At 66.5% G+C, this 20,499-nt stretch carries 14 protein-coding genes, 1 tRNA gene and 1 pseudogene; 9 read left to right on the forward strand and 7 right to left on the reverse strand.

The window, feature by feature from the left end; translation table 11 throughout:
* Positions 1-60: 60 nt before the first annotated feature.
* The 6 genes from rho to argS form a co-directional block, all read right to left on the reverse strand.
* The gene (gene rho, locus J7I85_RS21650; RefSeq protein WP_214857061.1) at positions 61-2,253 is read right to left on the reverse strand and encodes a transcription termination factor Rho; all 2,193 of its coding nucleotides are present in this window, start codon (positions 2,251-2,253) and stop codon (positions 61-63) included.
* Between the two features lie 447 nt (positions 2,254-2,700).
* The gene (gene thrB, locus J7I85_RS21655) at positions 2,701-3,666 is read right to left on the reverse strand and encodes a homoserine kinase (RefSeq protein WP_214857063.1); all 966 of its coding nucleotides are present in this window, start codon (positions 3,664-3,666) and stop codon (positions 2,701-2,703) included.
* 11 nt (positions 3,667-3,677) lie between these two features.
* Positions 3,678-4,784, reverse strand: coding sequence for a threonine synthase (gene thrC, locus J7I85_RS21660; RefSeq protein WP_214857065.1), 1,107 nt, complete (start codon positions 4,782-4,784; stop codon positions 3,678-3,680).
* Complete coding sequence (locus J7I85_RS21665; RefSeq protein ID WP_214857067.1) at positions 4,785-6,101, reverse strand: homoserine dehydrogenase; 1,317 nt, start codon at positions 6,099-6,101, stop codon at positions 4,785-4,787.
* Complete coding sequence (gene lysA, locus J7I85_RS21670) at positions 6,102-7,607, reverse strand: diaminopimelate decarboxylase (RefSeq protein WP_214857096.1); 1,506 nt, start codon at positions 7,605-7,607, stop codon at positions 6,102-6,104.
* A 5-nt stretch (positions 7,608-7,612) separates the two neighbouring features.
* Positions 7,613-9,262, reverse strand: coding sequence for an arginine--tRNA ligase (argS, locus tag J7I85_RS21675; RefSeq protein WP_214857074.1), 1,650 nt, complete (start codon positions 9,260-9,262; stop codon positions 7,613-7,615).
* Between the two features lie 222 nt (positions 9,263-9,484).
* On the opposite strand from argS, the gene J7I85_RS21680 reads away from it, so the two are divergent.
* The 6 genes from J7I85_RS21680 (at position 9,485) to J7I85_RS21705 (ending at position 14,045) form a co-directional block, all read left to right on the forward strand.
* Positions 9,485-9,958 (forward strand): hypothetical protein, encoded by a 474-nt coding sequence (locus J7I85_RS21680; protein WP_214857076.1) that lies wholly within the window; start codon positions 9,485-9,487, stop codon positions 9,956-9,958.
* A 9-nt stretch (positions 9,959-9,967) separates the two neighbouring features.
* Positions 9,968-10,840 (forward strand): FAD:protein FMN transferase, encoded by an 873-nt coding sequence (locus J7I85_RS21685; RefSeq protein WP_214857078.1) that lies wholly within the window; start codon positions 9,968-9,970, stop codon positions 10,838-10,840.
* On the forward strand, positions 10,837-12,393 hold the full coding sequence (locus tag J7I85_RS21690; protein WP_214857080.1) for a ferredoxin--NADP reductase: 1,557 nt from the start codon (positions 10,837-10,839) through the stop codon (positions 12,391-12,393). The genes J7I85_RS21685 and J7I85_RS21690 overlap by 4 nt, the downstream gene beginning before the upstream one ends.
* Positions 12,394-12,486: 93 nt before the next feature.
* A tRNA-Arg gene (locus J7I85_RS21695) sits at positions 12,487-12,559 on the forward strand.
* A 100-nt stretch (positions 12,560-12,659) separates the two neighbouring features.
* Entirely contained in the window at positions 12,660-13,700 is a 1,041-nt protein-coding gene (locus J7I85_RS21700) for a M4 family metallopeptidase (RefSeq protein ID WP_214857082.1), read from the forward strand.
* A gap of 60 nt (positions 13,701-13,760) precedes the next feature.
* On the forward strand, positions 13,761-14,045 hold the full coding sequence (locus J7I85_RS21705) for a protealysin inhibitor emfourin (RefSeq protein WP_111905874.1): 285 nt from the start codon (positions 13,761-13,763) through the stop codon (positions 14,043-14,045).
* Here J7I85_RS21705 and J7I85_RS21710 read toward each other — a convergent pair.
* Positions 14,042-15,010: a GlxA family transcriptional regulator gene (locus J7I85_RS21710; RefSeq protein WP_214857091.1), complete on the reverse strand. Its 969-nt coding sequence runs from the start codon at positions 15,008-15,010 to the stop codon at positions 14,042-14,044. The two genes, J7I85_RS21705 and J7I85_RS21710, sit on opposite strands and share 4 nt — an antisense overlap.
* Positions 15,011-15,091: 81 nt before the next feature.
* On the opposite strand from J7I85_RS21710, the gene J7I85_RS21715 reads away from it, so the two are divergent.
* The 3 genes and pseudogenes from J7I85_RS21715 to J7I85_RS21725 all read left to right on the forward strand — a co-directional run.
* Positions 15,092-15,259, forward strand: coding sequence for a hypothetical protein (locus tag J7I85_RS21715; RefSeq protein ID WP_214857093.1), 168 nt, complete (start codon positions 15,092-15,094; stop codon positions 15,257-15,259).
* 149 nt (positions 15,260-15,408) lie between these two features.
* The gene (gene hrpA / locus J7I85_RS21720; RefSeq protein ID WP_214857094.1) at positions 15,409-19,392 is read left to right on the forward strand and encodes an ATP-dependent RNA helicase HrpA; all 3,984 of its coding nucleotides are present in this window, start codon (positions 15,409-15,411) and stop codon (positions 19,390-19,392) included.
* 179 nt (positions 19,393-19,571) lie between these two features.
* Positions 19,572-20,499 (forward strand): annotated as a pseudogene (locus J7I85_RS21725) (hypothetical protein); the annotation flags it as partial.

The raw sequence follows: 20,499 nt of genomic DNA on the forward strand, positions 1-20,499 counted from the left end.
GGGCGGAACATCCGCGCGGCACCCACCGCACGAACGCACCAGCGCCCGCCCCCAACTCAGCTACTTGTCGTTATCCGACTTCGCACCAAGCGTCGTCTTCTGAACCTGCATGAGGAACTCGACGTTGCTCTGGGTTTCGCGGATCTTGTTGGTCAGGAGTTCCAGGCTCTGCTGGGTCTCAAGGCCAGAGAGGACGCGGCGCAGCTTCCACATGATCTTGACCTCTTCGGCCGAGAGCAGGTTCTCTTCGCGGCGCGTGCCGGAGGCGTTGACGTCCACGGCCGGGAAGATGCGCTTGTCCGCCAGCTGGCGGGACAGGCGGAGCTCCATGTTGCCGGTGCCCTTGAACTCTTCGAAGATGACCTCGTCCATCTTGGAGCCGGTCTCCACGAGGGCCGTTGCCAGGATGGTCAGCGAGCCGCCGTTTTCGATGTTGCGTGCAGCACCGAAGAACCGCTTGGGCGGGTACAGCGCTGCGGAGTCCACACCACCGGACAGGATGCGGCCGGAGGCCGGGGCTGCCAGGTTGTAGGCGCGGCCCAGGCGGGTCATGGAGTCCAGGAGCACCACGACGTCCATGCCCATTTCCACGAGGCGCTTGGCGCGTTCGATGGAGAGTTCGGCCACGGTGGTGTGGTCGTCGGCGGGACGGTCGAAGGTCGAGGCAATGACCTCGCCCTTGACGGTGCGCTGCATGTCCGTGACTTCTTCGGGACGCTCGTCAACCAGCACCATCATGAGGTGGACCTCAGGGTTGTTGGTGGTGATCGCGTTGGCGATGGACTGCAGGATGAGCGTCTTGCCGGCCTTGGGCGGGGAGACGATCAGGCCACGCTGGCCCTTGCCGATCGGGGCCACCAGGTCGATGACGCGGGGGCCGATCTTCTTGGGGTCGGTCTCGAGGCGCAGGCGCTCGGACGGGTACAGCGGGACGAGCTTGGCGAACTCCACGCGGTCCTTGAGGTCCTCGGCGGTTTTGCCGTTCACCGAGGTGACGCGGACCAGCGCGTTGAACTTCTGGCGGGCGGACTGCTGGCCGCGGTCCTCGCCGTCGCGCGGCGCGCGGATGGCGCCAACAACGGCGTCGCCCTTGCGCAGGTTGTACTTCTTGACCTGAGCCAGTGAGACGTACACGTCGTTCGGGCCCGGCAGGTAACCGGACGTACGGATGAACGCGTAGTTTTCGAGGACATCGAGGATGCCGGCCACCGGCAGCAGCACGTCGTCATCGGTGACCTCGACGTCGTCGACGTCGGGCCCCTGGCTGCGACCACGGCGGCGGTCGTTGCGGTCGCGGAACCGTTCGTTGCGGCTGCCGTCGCGGCTGTCCGAGCGCTCGTTGCGGTCGTTCCGGTCGCGGCGGTTCCGCCGGTTGCGGCGGCTGCCGCCGTCGTCGTCGGCGTCGCGGTTGTCGTCACGGCGGTTATCGTCGCGCCGGCTGTCATCACGGCGGGTGTCGCGTCCGCCAGCTTCGCCGGCGTCACGGCCACCGCGGCCGCGGGCATCACGGCGTTCGCGCTGTCCGGCTTCGCCCTCCGGTGCCTGCTCACGGGCCTCAGCACCGCGTGCTTCAGTGCCACGTGTTTCAGTGCCGCGTGCTTCAGTGCCACGTGTTTCAGCGCCACGTGTTTCAGTGCCGCGCACTTCGGCGGCAGCTTCGGCAGGTGCAGCGGGTGCTTCGGCGGGGGCCGCTGCGGCTGCTTCGCCGCGGCGGCGGTTGCGGGTGCGCGGCTGGCGGCGCTCTGCGCCTTCTGCCTCAGCGGAGGCTCCACCCTCGGCCGGAGCAGCAACGGGTGCCTCGGCAGCGGCCGGTGCTTCAGCGGCCGGAGCCTCGGCAGCGGTTTCAGCTGCGGGCGCGGCAACAATTCCGTCGCTCACTGCCCGGCGGCTGCGGCCGCGGCCACGTGCACGGGTTTCCTGGGCCGGAGCCTCGGCTGCTTCCGCGGCCGGGGCTGCTGCGACGGTTTCGGCAGCCGGGGCTGCCGTGCTGGCTGCAGCGGCCTTTGCGGCGGTCCGTGCCGGCGCCTTGGTGGCAGTGGCGGACGTGCCTGCACGGTGCGCGGAAATAGCCGCCACCAGGTCGCCCTTGCGCATGCGGGATCCACCGGAGATACCGAGCTGGCTGGCGAGGGCCTGCAGCTGGGCGAGCTTCAGGCCTGCAAGGCCGCTGCTCTTGGCGGGAGCTTCCGTCAACGATCCGGAAGCAGAAGATGATATGTCCACAGCTGGCGACAGCTCAGTGGTTTCGGTCACGAAGGATCCTTCCCCCTCGACGGCGTCCAGACTGTGAGCTGGACGCGATGATTGGATCTGGGCTGCAGTTCAGATCTGCAGCCGCGATGTTCGGCCTTGCCGGTTGGAGTTCGGCCAGCAGGGCCGGATACTGATCACCTTCAAACGCTCCGCATAGCTGGCGGGGCGGCGGACTGGCGGTTCAGGGAACAGAAACACTTCTGTAGGTTCCTGGCCAGGCCAAGCAGGTGGCACCGGAAATATCGCGCAAGTAAGAGATCGAAGCAGCAGCAGCAGATCGAAGCAGATTCTGACCCGATGACCGTTTACGGCCATTTTCGGAGTCGGTGACTGCACGGTCTCTTGGCTGCAGGGCCCTCTCGACTGCAGAGTCGCCGTCTGGCTGCATCAATGAAAGCTGTGATAACTCAGTGAATACGGTGCTGACTGCGGAGACTGCATGCGGTGTTACCGCCGGTGCACTCCCACTTTAGCACCTTCGACGTCGACCGCCAGCTTCATCACACGCCAGTTGATGTCCGGCGTGTTTGCCTCGGAAAACGCGGCAATGAATTCCAGAACGGAGGCTGCCTCGGCCTCACCGTTGGCCAGGACCAGAACCGTGGGTCCAGCTCCGGAGACAACGGCAGCGTGGCCGGCAGCGCGCAGGGCCCGGATAAGGGCCGCACTGGGGCGCATGGCCTCCGCACGGTAGCTCTGGTGCAGGAAGTCCTCGGTGCCGGCGAGCAGGAATTCAGGCTTCTGCGTCAGGGCATGGATGAGAAGTGCTGCACGGCCGGAGTTCATCGCGGCCGCGTGATGGCCGATGGACGCAGGCAGCAAAGCGCGCGCGGCCTCGGTGGAGAGCTCGAAATCCGGAACTGCCACGATGGGGATGACGGCAGCGTCTACGGCGGCGCACGTACTGCTGTACTGGTCACTGTCCTGCCACGACAGCGCCAGTCCGCCGTAGATCGCCGGAGCGACGTTGTCCGGGTGGCCTTCCATCTCGCTGGTCAGCTGCAGGATCCAGTTCCGGTCCTGCTGCTCCTCCGCTGGAAGCAGCGCGTTGGCCGCGGTCACGGCTGCCACGACTGCGCACGCCGACGAGCCTAAGCCACGGCCGTGCGGATTGACGTTTTCCGCCGTGATCTTCAGGCCCGTGTGGCGGTAGCCCAGCCGCCCGAAGGCGGCATTCATCGCCCGGACCACCAGGTGGCTGGCGTCCCGCGGAAGGGAATCCGCACCCTCACCGCTGAGCTCAAAGACCAGCTCGTCGCTGTCCAGGCTCTCCACGGTGAGGGTGTCGTGCAGGGTCAGAGCCAGCCCGAGGCTGTCATAGCCGGGACCAAGGTTGGCGCTGGTGGCCGGTACCCGGACCGTCACCTGCTGCCCGGCCTGGATGGCGGGCAGCTGGGCGGTCTGCGGCAGCATGGTTTCCACTGTTATTTGTCTTCCAGTCCCAGTTCCGCGGCAACGGTCACGACGTCGTTGGACACCTTGACAGGCTGGACATCGCTGCCGTCCTCGGTCCTAAGAGCCCACTGCGGGTCCTTGAGGCCATGTCCGGTGACAGTGATGGCGATGGTCTTGCCGGAGGGCACCTCACCTGCGGCGTGCTTCTTGAGCAGGCCTGCGACGCCGGCAGCCGAGCCGGGCTCCACGAAGACGCCTTCACGGGAGGACAGCCAGCGGTGGGCGGCGAGGATCTCGTCGTCAGTAACGGAATCGATGAATCCGCCGGACTCGTCGCGGGCGGCGATGGCGCCGTCCCAGGAGGCGGGGTTGCCGATCCGGATGGCGGTGGCGATGGTGTCCGGTTCCGTGATGGGGTGGCCGGCCACAAACGGAGCGGCGCCAGCGGCCTGGAAGCCCCACATGGCGGGGGTCTTGGTGGCGACGGGAGCAAGCGTGCCGGCGGTTTCGGACTCGAACGGGGCGGAGTACTCCTTGTAGCCCTTCCAGTAGGCCGTGATGTTTCCTGCGTTGCCGACCGGGAGCACGTGGATGTCCGGGGCGTCGCCCAGGGCGTCGACGATCTCGAAGGCGCCGGTCTTCTGGCCCTGGATGCGGGCCGGGTTCACGGAGTTGACCAGGAAGACCGGGTAGGACTCGCCCAGCTTGCGGGCGATGTCCAGGCAGTTGTCGAAGTTGCCGTCAACCTGGAGGAGCGTGGCGCCGTGCGCGATGGCCTGGCTCAGCTTGCCCATGGAGATCTTGCCTTCTGGCACCAGCACGGCACACGTCAGGCCGGCGGCGGTGGCGTACGCCGCAGCGGAGGCCGACGTGTTTCCGGTGGAGGCGCACACAACGGCCTTGGCCCCGGCCTCCACGGCCGCGGTCATGGCCATGGTCATGCCGCGGTCTTTGAAGGAACCGGTGGGGTTCATGCCCTCGACCTTGAGGTAGACGTCAGAGCCCGTCAGCTCGGACAGCTTCTGGGCGTAGACCAGGGGCGTGCCGCCCTCGCCGAGGGTGATGACCCTGGTGTCCGCCGTTACGGGCAGACGGTCAGCGTATTCGCGGATGACACCGCGCCATTGGTGAGCCACTTAAGCTCCTTCTACCCGCAGTACGGATGTAACGGAATTGATCACGTCAAGGCCCTTCACGGCTTCGACGGTTGCTGCCAGTGCAGCTTCGCTTGCGCGGTGGGTGACGATCCGCAGCTCGGCCGATTCCACGTTGGAGTCGGCATCGCGGTGGATGGTCTGGCGCATGATTTCGATGGAGACGCCGTGCTCGGCGAACAGCTGGGCAATCTTTGCCAGCACGCCGGGCTGGTCCGCAACGTCCAGGCCGATGTAGTAGCTGGTGGTCGCGGCGTCGATGGGCAACGCCGGGACGTGGCCGGTGGTGGACTCGATGCGTCCGGGACCGCCCAGGACGATGCGGCGGGCGGCCGAGACGAGGTCGCCCAGTACGGCAGACGCCGTCGGGGTTCCGCCGGCACCCTGGCCGTAGAACATCAGCTCGCCGGCGTTCTCCGCCTCGACAAAGACAGCGTTGAAGGCACCGCGGACGGCTGCAAGCGGGTGTTCGCGCGGCAGGAGCGTCGGGTGGACGCGCACGGAAACGCCCTCACTGCCGTCGCCGTTGCCGATCTTCTCGGCGATGGCCAGCAGCTTGATGACAAAGCCGGCTTCCTTGGCGGCGGCCATGTCGGCGGCGCTGACGCGGGTGATTCCCTCGCAGTAGACGTGCTCCAAGTCGAAGCGGGTGTGGAAGGACAGGGACGCCAGGATGGCGGCCTTGGCCGCGGCGTCGTGGCCCTCGACGTCGGCCGTCGGGTCAGCTTCGGCGTAGCCGAGCCGCTGGGCCTCGGCGAGAGCGTCGGCGAACTGCGCACCGGTGGAGTCCATCTGGTCCAGGATGAAGTTGGTGGTGCCGTTGACGATACCCAGCACACGGGTGATGCGGTCACCGGAGAGGCTGTCGCGGATGGGGCGCAGGATGGGGATGGCACCTGCAACGGCGGCTTCGTAGGACAGCTCGACGCCGGCCTTGTCCGCCTCTTCATAGAGTGCGGGGCCGTCTGCGGCAAGGAGGGCCTTGTTGCCGGTGACAACGCTCGCGCCGTTCTGAATGGCGGAGAGGATCAGCGAGCGGGCAGGCTCGATGCCGCCCATGAGCTCGATCACGAGGTCGGCGTCCTTGACGAGCGTCTCAGCGTCGGTGGTGAACAGGTCGCGCGGGAGATCCACCTCGCGCTCGGCGTCGAGGTTCCGCACCGCGATGCCGACCAGTTCCAGGCGGGCGCCGGTGCGCGGCGCCAAGGTTCCGGCGTCGTCAATCAGAATCCGCGCCACCTGGGCCCCGACGTTGCCACAGCCCAGCAGGGCCACTTTCAGGGTTCGCAATTCGGTCATTCAGACTCCCATGTCGCGGTTCAGCAGATCTTCTTCGGTTTCCCCGCGGACAATCAGCCGGGGAGATCCGTCGCGCACAGCGACAACGCCCGGCCGGGCCAGATAGTTGTAGTTGCTTGACAGGGCCCAGCAGTAGGCGCCGGTCCCCGGTACAGCGAGCAGATCACCGGCTGCCACGTCCTCGGGCAGATATACATCTCTAACAACTATGTCGCCGCTCTCGCAATGTTTGCCCACTACGCGGGACAGCTGCGGGGCCGCTCCGGAGGTCCGCGAAGCGAGAATGGCCGAATAATCCGCGTCGTACAGCACCGGACGGGCGTTGTCACTCATACCGCCGTCAACTGACACATAGCGGCGCGGGTGCGTAACGTTATCATTGTCGGTTTCACCCTCGCCGCCGGCCGGGGCGTCCACGCGGACGGTTTTCAGCGTGCCCACCTCGTACAGCGTGAAAGTGCTGCTGCCCACGATGGCACGGCCGGGCTCGATGGAAATCCGGGGTGCTGTAATCGCCAGCTCTGCGCACTTGGAACGTACGACGGCGGCCATCGCCTGCGCGATGTCGGCTGCCGGGCGGGGCGTGTCCACGGGCGTGTAGGCGATGCCGTAGCCGCCACCGAGGTCAAGCTCGGGAAGCGTGATGGAATATTTAGCCTGCACCGCGGCCAGGAAGGTCAGGAGCTTCTGGGCGGCCAGCGCAAAGCCGTCCGGCTCGAAGATCTGCGAACCGATGTGGCAGTGCAGGCCCAGCAGCTCCACGCTAGCGTAGGACGTTGCCGCGGCGACGGCTTCCTCAGCCGCGGACAGGCCTGCCTCATCGGTCGAATCCTCCGCCATGGAGAGGCCGAATTTCTGGTCCTCGTGGGCGGTGGCGATGAACTCGTGGGTGTGGGCGTGCACGCCGGGCGTCAGCCGCAGCATGACCTTGGCGGTCTCCCCGCGGCCGGAGGCGATTTTGGCCACGCGCTCCAGCTCGTCCAGGCTGTCCACCACGATGCGGCCGAGATTCATGTCCAGCGCCCGGTTGATCTCGGCGTCGGACTTGTTGTTGCCGTGCAGCGAGAGGTTGGCGCCGTCGATGCCGGCGCGGGAGGCGACGGCAAGTTCGCCGCCGGAACACGTGTCCAGCCGCAGCCCCTCCTCGGCCACCCACGCCGCGACGGCGGTGCAGAGGAAGGACTTGCCGGCGTAGTAGACATCCACTCCCCCGCAGATGTCGGCAAAGGCTTCGTCGAACGCATCCTTGAAGGCACGGGCGCGGGCTCGGAAGTCCGATTCGCTCATGACGAAAAGGGGCGTGCCGAACTGTTCCTTGAGGTTGCTGACCGGGATGCCGTCAATGGCCAGTTCGCCGCCGGCGTTCCGCTCCACCCCGCCGGCCCACACGGGGGTGTGGAGTGCGTTGAGGTCCGCGGGGACGGCGAGCCACTCCGGAGCCAGCGGCGAGGCGGTGCTGCTGGAGGCGGTGCTGCTGGAGGCGGTGCTGCTCGTGGTTTCCTGCACGTCGATCACATCCGTTCCGGCGCCGAAACGCCCAGCAGTTCGAGTCCGTTGGCCAGCACCTGGCTGGTGGCGTCGTTGAGCCACAGCCTGGTGCGGTTGGTGTCCGTGACGGCTTCGTCGCCCATGGGCGCCACCCGGCAGGCGTCATACCAGCGGTGGTACGCGCCGGCGATGACCTCGAGGTGGCGCGCCACGCGGTGCGGCTCGCGCAGTTCGGCTGCCTTGGCCACGATGGAGGGGTAGCTGCCCAGGTAGGACAGCAGTTCGTTTTCCGTGGCGTGGTCCAGCAGGGAGGCGTCGAAGGCGCTCCGGTCCACTCCGGCAGCCACGGCGTTGCGCGCGGTGCCACAGGAGCGGGCGTGCGCATACTGCACGTAGAACACGGGGTTCTCGTTGGAGTGCTTCTTCAGCAGCTCGGGGTCCAGCGTGAGCGGGGAGTCGGCCGGGAAGCGCGCCAGCGAATACCGGACCGCATCCGTGCCCAGCCAGGAGATCAGGTCCTTGAGCTCGATGATGTTGCCGGCGCGCTTGGAAAGCTTGGCGCCGTTGACGGAGACCAGCTGCCCGATCAGGACCTCGATGTTGACCTCGGGATCGTCACCGGCTGCGGCGGCGATGGCCTTGAGCCGGTTGATGTAGCCGTGGTGGTCGGCTCCCAGGAGGTAGATCTTTTCCGTGTAGCCGCGGTCCTTCTTGGACAGGTAGTACGCGGCGTCGGCGGCGAAGTAGGTCGGTTCGCCGTTCGCACGGATCATGACGCGGTCCTTGTCATCACCGAAGTCGGTGGTGCGCAGCCAGACGGCACCGCCGTCGTCGAACACGTGGCCCTGCTCGCGAAGACGGGCAACGGCACTTTCGATCGCGCCGGCGTCGTGAAGTTCCTGCTCGGAGAAGAACACGTCGAAGGCGACCCCAAAGTCGGCCAGCGTGTCCTTGATGTCCTTGAGCTGCGCCTCGTAGGCCGCGGCCCGGATCACGGGCAGCGCCGCAGCATCCGTCAGTTCGCGGATGTCCGGGTGCCGGGTCAGGACCTGATGGCCGAGGTCGCGGATGTATTCGCCCGGGTAGCCGCCCTCAGGCACGTCGCGGCCGTGGAGGCGCGACAGCACCGAGTTGGCGAAGACGTTCATCTGGGAGCCTGCGTCGTTGATGTAGTACTCGGCGGTGACGTCGGCACCCGAGGCGCGAAGCACCCTGGCGATCGAGTCACCCAGAGCAGCCCAGCGCGTGTGGCCGATGTGCAGCGGCCCGGTGGGGTTGGCGGAAACAAATTCCATGTTGACGGTGTGTCCGGCCAGCGCGGCGTTGGTGCCGTACTCCCTGCCCGCTTCGACGATGTTCTTGGCCAGCGCTCCGGCCGTGGCCGTGTCAACTGTGATGTTGAGGAAGCCGGGACCGGCGATTTCCACACCGTCGACGCCGTTGATGTCCTTGAGGCGGGCGCTGAGGAGCGTGGCGAATTCACGCGGGTTGGTTCCGGCCTTCTTTGCCAGTTGCAGGGCGATGTTGGTGGCCCAGTCACCGTGCTCCCGGTTCTTCGGACGCTCCACCAGGACGGAGTCCGGTACAGCGGCCTCGGCAAGGGCAATGTCGCCCGCGGCAACGGCGTCTTTCAGGCAGGCGGATATTGCAAGGGAGAGTTCTTCGGGAGTCACACTCCTAGCCTACCGGGGAGCCCGTCGACGTGCGGAATCCGTCAGGTGCCCAGGCGGCCCCTCGGCGTCACAGCAAGTAGTAGGCAAATTCACAGGAAATACCCTTAGCCTTTAGTCACCTACTAAATTGTTGAAACATCAACGCTGAGAGATCAGCGCTGAAGGAACAACACCGGACCTCAACGCTGTCCCTAGAGTGCCCGCACCACGAAAAGAGACCCCGTGAAGCCTTCAATCCGCAAGACTGTTTTCGCCGGCGTGGCCGGCCTGTCCCTCGCCGGAACGGTGGCTGGCTGCGCGCCTTCGGCCCAGCAGCCTGCCACGCAGGAGACCGAGCCCTCGGCGGCGGCATCCGCGTCAGCAGCAGCGTCGGCAACCGGGTCCTCAGCGGGCTCCGCAGCCGGCTACAAGGACGGCACCTACAGCGCGGACGGCAACTATAAGTCCCCCAACGGCACCGAGACCGTGGGCGTTCAGCTGACGCTCGCCAGTGGCACGGTGTCCGCGGTGGAGATCACCGAGCACCCGTCCAATCCCAACACCCGGAAGTTCCAGGGCCAGTTCGCCGGCGGCATCGCTGACCAGGTGGTGGGCAAGAGCCTGGATGAGATCAACGTCTCCAAGGTGGCCGGCTCCTCCCTGACCAGTGGCGGCTTCAACCAGGCGGTCGAAGCGATCAAGGCACAGGCCCTGTAGGCGGCTGCCATGCCGCATGCGGGTTGGCAGAACTTCCTTTTTGACGGCATCGGCACCAGCTGGGAAATCTCCACCCCTGCCCCGTTGCCCCCGGGGCTGCGCAGCTCAGTGCTGGCCGAGGTGGAGCGCTACGACTCCACGTGGTCCAGGTTCCGGGAAGACTCCCTGGTGGCCCGGATGTCCGTGGCGCCCGGGCAGTACCAGCTGCCGCCCGAGGCCACGGGCCTGGCCGCGCTCTACCGGCAGCTCTACACGCTCAGCGGCGGCGCCATGACGCCCCTCATCGGTGAAAGCCTTGAGCGGCTGGGCTACGATCCCCACTATTCGCTGCAGCCCCGCGGGGAAGCTGCGGCTCCTCCGGCCTGGGACGCCGTCCTGGAATGGCACGGAACGTCGCTCCATACCACTGCCCCGGTGGTGCTGGACATCGGCGCGGCCGGCAAGGGCCAGCTTGTGGACCTTCTGGCCGAACAGCTAAGGAGCCACGGTGTTCCGGACTTCTTCATTGACGCCAGCGGGGACCTGCTGAACGGCGGACAGGAGCCGGTGCAGGTGGCGCTGGAGCATCCGTATGACGCCACTAAGGCGATAGGAACTGTGCCGCTGGGATCCGGCGCTCTCTGTGCTTCGGCGTCGAACCGGCGGGCCTGGGGAGACGGACTCCATCATGTCCTGGACGGCACCACCGGGGCGCCGGTCAGGACGGTGGTTGCCACGTGGGCTCGGGCGGACACCGCGATGGAGGCTGACGCCCTCGCCACCGCCCTGTTCCTGGTTCAGGCCGAGGACCTGGAACGGTATTTCCGTTTTTCCTGGCTCAAGGTATTTTCCAACGGCAGCGCGGAGTGCTCCGCGGAATTCGACGGAAGGCTGTTCACATGAGTTCAACCACCTCCCGGCAGCAGGCCTCGCCCGGCACCGCCCTGGACACTTACCTGGGCCGGTTCACGATGTACAGGCTGGTGCTGTTGGTGCTTGCCGTGCTGGCTGCCTACAGCCTCCTGCTCGACGCCCTCGGCTGGCTGACCTTCGGTATTCCGAATATGCTCGCCCACCTGGCCCTCTGCCTGGGGCTGACATACGTTTCCAATCGCGCCCTGGCCGCGCTGTTCAAGGTCCAGCCGCATTCGGAATCCTCGCTGATTACGGGCCTCCTGCTCTACTTCCTGTTCTGGCCCACTCAGCTCAGCCCGGCCTTTGCGCCGATGGACCTGGCCGGGGTGGCACTGGCCTGCATCCTGGCGTCTGCCTCCAAGTACGCCCTCGCCTGGCGTGGCCGCCATGTGTTCAACCCCGCAGCCGCCGGGGCCTTCATCACCGGGCTGACTGGCCTCAACATCGCCACGTGGTGGGCCGGCACACCTGCCATGCTGTGGCTTCTGGTCCCGGGCGTCCTGCTGGTGCTCTACCGGACCCGTAAAACGCTCATGGCCACCGTCTTCATCGTGATGGCAACCGCGGTGGTGGCCGCGGTGCAACTGCCCTCCCGCGTCGACCCAGGAAGTGTTGTGTGGCAAACCCTGGCGCAGGGCCCGGTGCTGTTTTTTGCCGGCTTCATGCTCACCGAGCCGCTCACCCTGCCACCGAGGCGCTGGCAGCAGCTGGCGATGGCCGCCGTCGTCGGAATCCTGCTGGCCACGCCCTTCAACCTCGGCTTCGTGGCCAACTCCCCCGAGCTGGCACTGCTGGCGGGAAACCTGCTGGCGTTCCTGGCAGGCCAGCGCGGAAGCGTCCGGCTGCTGTTCAGCCACTCCCGCAGGCTTACGCCGACGACGACTGAATTCGTCTTCCGCCCCCAGCGCACGCTCCGCCACTCATCCGGCCAGTACCTCGAACTGGATCTCCCGCACCCCAAGCCGGACGGACGGGGCAGGCGCCGCGTCTTCAGCCTGACCAGCCCGCCCGACGCGAAGCATGTGAAGATCGGCGTCGGCACTGCTGACCCTGTCTCCGCAGCCAAGCGCAAGCTGCTGTCCCTCAAACCCGGCGAGGAGCTCACGGCCACCACCGTGGCGGGTGACTTCGTCCTGCCGAAGGGGTCGGCTCCGGTCCTGCTCATTGCCGCCGGCATTGGCATCACCCCGTATCTGGCACACTTGTCCGGCGGCGTGGCCCGCGAGCGCGACGCGGTGCTTCTCTACCTCGCCCGGAGCGCATCGGAACTCGCCTACGCGGCCGAACTGGAGGATTCCGGCGCCCGCGTCATTGCCCGGCTCGCCGACGGATCGGCGCCGCCGGACTTCATCGAGGACGCCGGTGCGCTGCTTGCCCCGGGGGCGAGGCTGGACGGTCACGCGCTGAAACAGCTGGTGCCGGACATCGGCCAGCGAAGGGTTTTCATCTCGGGTTCGCCCGCCAGCGTAGGCTCGCTGCGGCGCGCCGCGCGGCATGCCGGCGCCCGCCGTATCCACGTGGATTCATTTGCGGGATACTGATGTACAGCAGGAACCCGCATTTCGTTTTCCATTCCGGCCCACCTTCCTGCTAAGCTCTAGGACGTCCGGCCGGGAACGGCGGGATCCCTGGATGCCCTCGTAGCTCAGGGGATAGAGCGTCTGCCTCCGGAGCAGAAGGCCGTAGGTTCGAATCCTATCGAGGGCACAGAAGAAACCCCCGCCGCTTGCTGCAAGCGGACGGGGGTTTTCTGCGTCTCCAGTGCGCCTGACGCAGAATGTCAGAGGCCGTTCATAGTGTGAGTGGCATGGTCTGTTCAATCGTTCCGCCGTACATCCTGCGCCGCCTGGCTGCCCAAAGGTCACCCCGGTTCTCGGCCGTTGCCCGCGCCGCCAAGGAAGCCCTCCTCCACGTCGGGGCCGTGCACGCGGCCCGGACGTCGGCGCCGTCCGCCCCTGCCGGCATCAGGCAACTGGAGCCTGCTCCGGTCAACAGATCCGTCTTCGACGCGAAGTCCGGCGAGTCGCTGCCCGGGCAGGTTGTCCGGAAAGAGGGCGACGCCGCCACGGGTGACCCCGCCGCCGACGAGGCCTACGACGGCCTGGGCCATACGCACATCCTCTACGCGGACGCCTTCGGGCGGAACTCCATCGACGGCATGGGAATGCCGCTGAAGGCCACCGTCCACTTCGGCAGGATGTACGACAACGCGTTTTGGGACGGCCAGCAGATGGTGTTTGGCGACGGCGACGGGGAGGTCTTCGAGCGGTTCACGAGGTCGCTCAGCGTGATTGGCCACGAACTGGCCCACGGTGTGACGCAGTTTTCGGCCGGGCTCGCCTACCGCAACCAGGCCGGGGCCATCAACGAGTCCGTGTCCGACGTCTTCGGCGCTCTCGTGGAGCAGTATTTCCGGAAGCAGACCACCGCCGAAGCCTCTTGGCTGATCGGCGAAGGGCTGTTCACGCCGCAGGTTGAAGGGTCCGCCCTGCGCTCCATGAAGGCACCGGGAACCGCGTACGACGACGACGTCCTCGGCAAGGACCCGCAGCCGGACTCCATGGACTCCTATGTGCGCACGAGGGCGGACAACGGCGGTGTCCACTTCAACTCCGGCATCCCGAACCGGGCGTTCTGCGTCGTCGCCCAGACCCTGGGCGGGAACGCTTGGGAAGCGCCGGGCCAAATCTGGTACGAGACCCTGACAAGCGGCTCGCTGAGCCCGACCAGCACCTTCACAGCCTTCGCCAAAGCCACCGCGGCAACGGCGAAGGAACTGTTCGGCGAGGAGTCGGCAGAGCATGACGCCGTGCGCGGGGCGTGGGAGACTGTGAAGGTAAAGCTCTAACCGACGCCGGGACTGCGACATTCCGCTTCCCGGCCGCCGCGGAAACCCGGGAACCTCGCCATGAAAATCACAGTCGAGCGCAGCGGCGGGATAGCCGCACTCACCCGCGTCTGGACGGTGCTGGCCGTCACGACCAGTGACAAGAGCCGCTGGCAGCCGCTCGTCGAAGCGTGCCCATGGGACGCCGTCGACGACCCCCGGCAGGCGGCGGACGGGCAGCCGGACCGCTTCATGTATTCCATCCGCGCCGGTCAGCGCCGCGCCACCCTGCCGGAGACGGCCGTCACCGGTCCCTGGCGTGTGCTGGTGGAGTCGACCCGGGCAGCAGCTGAAGAATCGGCCTAGCCGGCCGAAGCCATCTGACCACGGAAAGCCCGGCGGTAGGACTGCGGACTGGTGTCCAGCACCTTGGCGAAGTGGTGCCGGAGCAGCACGGGATGGCCGAACCCTGACTGCCGCGCCACCTCGTCGATGTTCAGCTCCGTGGACTCCAGGAGCTCCTGGGCGCGCAGGACACGCTGGGAATTGAGCCACGCAGCCGGGGTTGCTCCTGTTTCAGCGCGGAACCGGCGGGCGAAGGTGCGCGGCGACATGTGCACGCGGGCGGCCAGCTCCTGGACGGGATGTTCCTCGTCCAGGTTCTCCACCATCCACCGGAGGAGTTCCTCCATGGGCTGGGAGCCGCACTCGGGCATGGGCCGGTCGATGAACTGGGCCTGGCCACCGTCGCGGTGCGGCGGAACCACCATGTCCCTGGCGATGGCGGCCGCCACGGCCGCCCCGAACTCAATCCTCACCAAATGCAGGCACGCGTCAATGCCCGCGGCCGTTCCGGCGCTGGAGATGATCCGTCCGTCCTGGACGTAGAGGACGTTCTCGTCGACCAGGACTTTGGGGTACTGGGCGGCGAGCTCTTCTGAGTAATGCCAGTGCGTGGTGCACCGGCGTCCGTCCAGGATCCCGGCCCGCGCCAGCGCAAACGCGCCGGAGCAGATCGACATTACCCAAGCGCCGCGGCTGTGCGCCGCCCGGAGGGCATCGAGGACGGATTCCGGAACATCCTCCTCCCGGCCGTAGGGCGCCATGATCACCAGGTCGGCATCGGCGGCGGCTTCCAGGCCGAGGCTGACGTTCATTGTGAGGCCGGATTTCAGCGGAACTTCGCCGGGCACCGGAGTGCACGCCCGGAAGTCGAACTGCGGCACCCCTGTTCCCCGGTCCGAACGGTCGATGCCAAAGACCTCAAAAGCGGTACCGAACTCGAAGATCGAGAAGTTGGGAACCGCGATGATTGCCACTGTTTTGAGCATGTTTCCAGTATGGCAGAAATTGGTACTTTTTAGGCATTTCTGCCACTTCTTTCTGCACCGGGCCGGGAGAACCATGGAGTTATGGAAATCTTCGGAATCGCCCTCCTTGTACTGGTCCTCGTTGCAGCAGCCGCCACGGTCGCCGCCGTCCTGCGGGATGGCCGGGGCCACACCCCTCCCGAACACTCGGTCCGGGACTGGTCCGCACTGGACCTGCCCAGCAGCAACTACACGATGCGCATCTTCTAGCCGCGCATGGCGCCCGCCAAACCCGTTCACTGTCCGCCCACAACCCTCCTTCCCCGAAACACTGCCCACCCAGAACCACAATCCCCCACCAACACCAAGGACCCGGCGCACGCCGGGTCCTTTTTCACGGCAGTAGACTTGTGGGAGCCATGACTTTTCACATCTCCTACCCCGCCGAGCTGCCGGTCTCCGAGCGCCGCGAGGACCTGATGGCCGCGATCGCCGCCAACCAGGTGACGATCATTGCCGGCGAGACCGGTTCCGGAAAGACCACCCAGATTCCCAAGATGTGCCTGGAGCTGGGCCTGGGTGAGAACGGCCTGATCGGCCATACCCAGCCGCGGCGTCTCGCGGCACGCACGGTGGCCGAGCGCATTGCGTCCGAACTCGGCGTCGACATCGGTCAGGAAGTGGGCTTCCAGGTCCGCTTCACCGGCGAGGTGAGCAGGTCCACCAAGGTCAAGCTGATGACCGACGGCATCCTGCTGGCCGAAATCCAGCGCGACAAACTGCTCCGCAAGTACAATGCGATCATCATCGATGAGGCGCACGAACGCAGCCTGAACATCGACTTCATCCTCGGCTACCTCAAGCGGATCCTGCCGCAGCGGCCGGACCTGAAGGTGATCATCACCTCCGCCACCATCGATCCCGAGCGCTTCGCGAAGCACTTCGGCCAGGAGGACGAACCGGCCCCGATCGTTGAGGTGTCCGGGCGGACGTTCCCCGTGGAGATCCGCTACCGGCCGCTCTCCCAGCCGGCGGGCGGCCCGTCGGGCGATGACGAGGACAACTCCTCCGACGACGAACTCGAGGAAGACCGGGACCCGCTGGACGCGGTGTGCGACGCCGTCGACGAACTCGCCCTGGAAGCGCCGGGCGACATCCTCATCTTCTTCTCCGGGGAGCGCGAGATCCGGGACGCCGCGGACGCCCTCCAGGCAAGGATCCAGACAAACCGGCGGCTGGCCGGCACCGAGGTCCTGCCGCTGTTCGCGCGGCTGAGCCTGCAGGAACAGCACCGGGTGTTCAACCCGGGCAGCAAGCGGAGGATCGTGCTGGCAACCAACGTGGCCGAAACCTCCCTCACCGTTCCCGGCATCAAGTACGTCGTCGACACCGGCACCGCACGCATCTCGCGCTATTCGCACCGCACCAAAGTGCAGCGGCTGCCCATCGAGCGGGTTTCCCAGGCGTCGGCCAACCAGCGCTCCGGGCGCTGCGGCCGCGTCTCGGACGGCATCGCCATCCGGCTGTATTCCGAGGAGGACTTCGAATCCCGGCCTCTCTACACCGATCCGGAAATCCTGCGCACCAACCTTGCGGCGGTCATCCTGCAGATGACTGCCATGGGTGTCGCCCGCGGGCCCAAGGACATCGAGAACTTTCCGTTCGTGGAGCCGCCGGACTCGCGCGCCATTAACGACGGCGTGACCCTCCTTCGTGAGCTCGGCGCTTTGACTGCGCCGCAGGCAGCCGCTGGCTCTCCCCAAACGGCAAATGCGGAGGGCAGGAATGCCGGCCGCAACGGCGGCGGCGGGCTGACCGCCGTCGGACATAAGCTTGCCCAGCTCCCGGTGGATCCGCGGCTTGGCCGCATGATTGTGGAGGCCGGCCAGCGCGGCTGCGTCCGCGAAGTCATGATCCTGGCGGCGGCACTCACCATTCAGGACCCCCGCGAACGTCCGACGGACAAGCAGCAGCTGGCCGCGGAGAAGCATGCCCGTTTCCGCGACGAAAATTCAGACTTCACCGGGTACCTGAACCTCTGGAACTACATTCACGAGAAGCAGCAGGAGCTGTCCTCCACCCAGTTCCGCCGCCTGTGCCGGAATGAATTCATCAACTACCTGCGCGTCCGCGAGTGGCAGGACCTGTTCGCGCAGCTTCGGCAGCTGGCCAGGCCGCTGGGCATCAGCCTGGACAACAAGCGCCAGGCGGATGTTGTGGGCAACCACGAGGGCATTCACATCAGCCTTCTCTCCGGCCTGCTGAGCCACGTCGGCATCCTGGATGAACGCAAGCGGGAATATGCCGGCGCCCGGGGAACCCGCTTTGCCATCTTCCCGGGCTCGGCGCTGTTCAAGAAGTCGCCCACGTTCGTCATGGCCGCCGAGCTCGTGGAAACCAGCCGGCTGTGGGCGCGGGTGGCCTCCAAGTTCGAGCCGGCGTGGGCCGAGCAGGTGGCGCCGCACCTGATCAAGCGCAGCTACAGCGAACCCCACTGGTCGACCAAGATGGGCGCCGTGATGGCCTATGAAAAGGTCACCCTCTACGGTGTTCCCATCATCGCCCAGCGCCGCATCAACTTCGGCAAGGTCGATCCCGTCCTGGCCCGTGAGCTGTTCATCAGGCATGCGTTGGTCCAGGGCGAATGGAAGACGCACCACAAGTTCTTCCACCGCAACCGGGCCCTGCTGCAGGAAGTGGAGGAACTCGAAGCGCGGATGCGCCGCCGGGACCTCCTGGTGGACGACGAAACGCTCTTCGAGTTCTATGACGCGCGGGTGGGCAAGGACGTCGTCTCGGAACGGCACTTCGACAAGTGGTGGAAGGACGCCCGGCAGAAGAATCCCGCGCTTCTGGACTTCGATGAGGCCCTGCTTCTGAGCGAGGACGCCGAGGCGCTGGATGAGTCCGCGTACCCGAAGACGTGGCTGCACAAGGGGTTCGAGCTGCCCCTGAGCTATGAGTTCCATCCGGTGGCGCCCGGCTCGACGCCCAACCCGTCCGACGGCGTTACGGCGGAAGTTCCGGTCCTCTTCCTGAACCAGCTCGAAGACGCACCCTTCCGCTGGCTGATCCCCGGCCAGCGCGTGGAACTTGTGACTGCGCTGATCAAATCGCTGCCGAAGCAGGTCCGCAAGAGCTTCGTTCCGGCCCCGGACGTCGCCCGGCAGGCGGTGGCGGCGCTGGAAGCGGATTTCGACCCCGCCGAGGACGAGCTGGAGAGCTCACTGGAGCTTGTCCTGCGCCGTCTCAAGGGCCAGATCATCCCGGCCGGGTCCTGGAACTGGGATGCGGTTCCGCCGCACCTGCGGGTGAGCTTCAAGGTGGTGGACAGCCGCGGCAAGGTCCTGGACGAGGGCAAGGACCTGGAAGCGCTGCAGCAGCGGCTGGCGCCGGCCACCCGCCGGGCCATCGCGGAGTCCCTGGGCGCTACTCCGGCCACAGCCGGCCCGCGGTCCCTGAAGAAGAGCCAGCAGCAGGGGGCCGCGCAGGACGGCCGGGCACAAGACGGCCGGCCGCAGGCGCACGCCGGGTTCACGGAACAGTCCGGCCTGACCGAGTGGAGGTTCGGCGCGATTCAGCGGGAAGTCAGCGTCACTGTTAAGGGCCATACCGTCACCGGTTTTCCCGCGCTGGTGGACGAAGGAAAGTCCGTTGGCCTGCGCGTCTTCCAGACTGCCTCGGAGCAGCAGGAAGCCATGCGGGGCGGTGTCATCCGGCTCCTCGCACTGCGCGTGGCCGCGCCTGACCGCTATGTCCTCGAACACCTGAACAACACAGAGAAGCTGACGTTCAGCCAGAACCCGCACGGGTCCGTCTCGGCCCTGATCGCAGACTGCGTCCTGGCGGCGGTGGACAAGCTGACCCCGGCAGAACTCCCATGGGACCAGGCAGCGTTCGACGCCCTGTTTGAGCATGTCCGGGCGGAACTGATCGACACCGTCTTCAGCGTGACGGCCGTGGTGGAGCGGATACTCGCGAGCACGCGCCGGATCCAAAGGCAGCTCAAGGGCACCACGAGCCTTGCGCTCATCAGCGCGCTCAACGATGTCCGCAGCCAGCTTGAACAGCTGGTCTTCCCCGGCTTCGTAGCCCGTACGGGCTACGCCCAGCTGAGCCAGCTCCCCCGTTACCTCACCGCCATCGAAAAACGTTTGGAGAAGCTGCCCGGAAACGTGCAGCGAGATGCGCTCAATATGGCGGCGGTCCAGCAGCTGGAGGATGATTACGACGACGCCGTGTCGGCTTTATTGCCCGGCCGCCGCGCCGGTGCCGAGCTGACGCAGGTGCGTTGGATGATCGAGGAGCTGAGGGTGAGCCTGTTCGCCGTAGAACTCGGCACAGCCTATTCCGTGTCCGAGAAGCGGATCCGCACGGCGTTGAACAAGGTGCTCGCCGCGTAGGCTTCCTGCTCACCACAGCACCCAACTAGGTAGCATTTCAGGGCGTTCTCAAGGCTGAGAAGGCCGCGAGCTGCTACCCAGTTTTCGTTTTCAGGTGGATCCTAAAAAACTTCCAGGTCCACCCTCATCTGGTGTCCGATCGGCCCTTAAATGTCGCACCCCCTTGGCAGACTGGATTCATGGAAGGCATCGGGAAATCAGCAGCCACAGCAGTGGCGCCGCATGGCGGCGTTCTGCACGCTGCCGCGTTCCCTGAGGCCGCTTTCCCCTTCGACGCGTTCCCTGACAGCGGGTATTCCGGCGACGGGCTTCCGTATGACGATGACCTCGACGCCGCGTATCCGGCATCCCTTCCGGAGGACCCGTTTCCTGAGGCCCTATTTGCCGATGTCCTTTTTACCGATGCCGCTGCCTCCAACGCCGTTACGATGCGACCGGGATTGGAGGACCGGATCGCGGCGGCGCTTACGCTTCTGTCGGCCGACCTTAGCGCCGACGATGCCGGGCTGATCGACCAGACGCGTGGGTTCGAAAACGTCAAGAGCATGATCGCCGGGCAACAGGCGAGGCTTGCTGTGACCTTCGGGGCCCGGCACCGCCAGGAACACGTCGGCCGGGCGACACTGACCGCCGAGAACCTCGGCAAAGACCGCACCAAGGAGTACGGCCTGGGCGCGGCCGAGCAGATCGTGCTGGCCCGGGGTGAGTCCCCGCACCGCGGGCACCGGCTGCCCGGAACGGCCAAGGCCCTGACGCAGATGCCCCACACCCTCGCCGCCCTGGACACCGGGCAGCTCAACGAAGAGCGCGTCATGCACGTCGCGAAAGAAACTGCCTGTTTGAGCGTCGAGGACCGGACTGCCGTTGACGAGGAACTCGCCGCCGACACCGGAACCTTCACCGGGGCCGGGACCCGGACCGTGATCGCCGCGGTCCGGGCCGCGGCCACCCGCAGGGACCCCCGTTCCGTGGCCCAACGGGCCAGTCATGCCGCGTCGGAACGGACCGTGTCCCTGCGTCCGGCACCGGACTGCATGACCTATCTGACGGCGCTGCTGCCCGTCCAGCAGGGCGTCGCCGTGTACTCGGCGCTGACCCGGCAGGCCG

This window comes from Arthrobacter sp. ISL-65 (assembly GCF_018613795.1).
Lineage (GTDB): Bacteria > Actinomycetota > Actinomycetes > Actinomycetales > Micrococcaceae > Arthrobacter.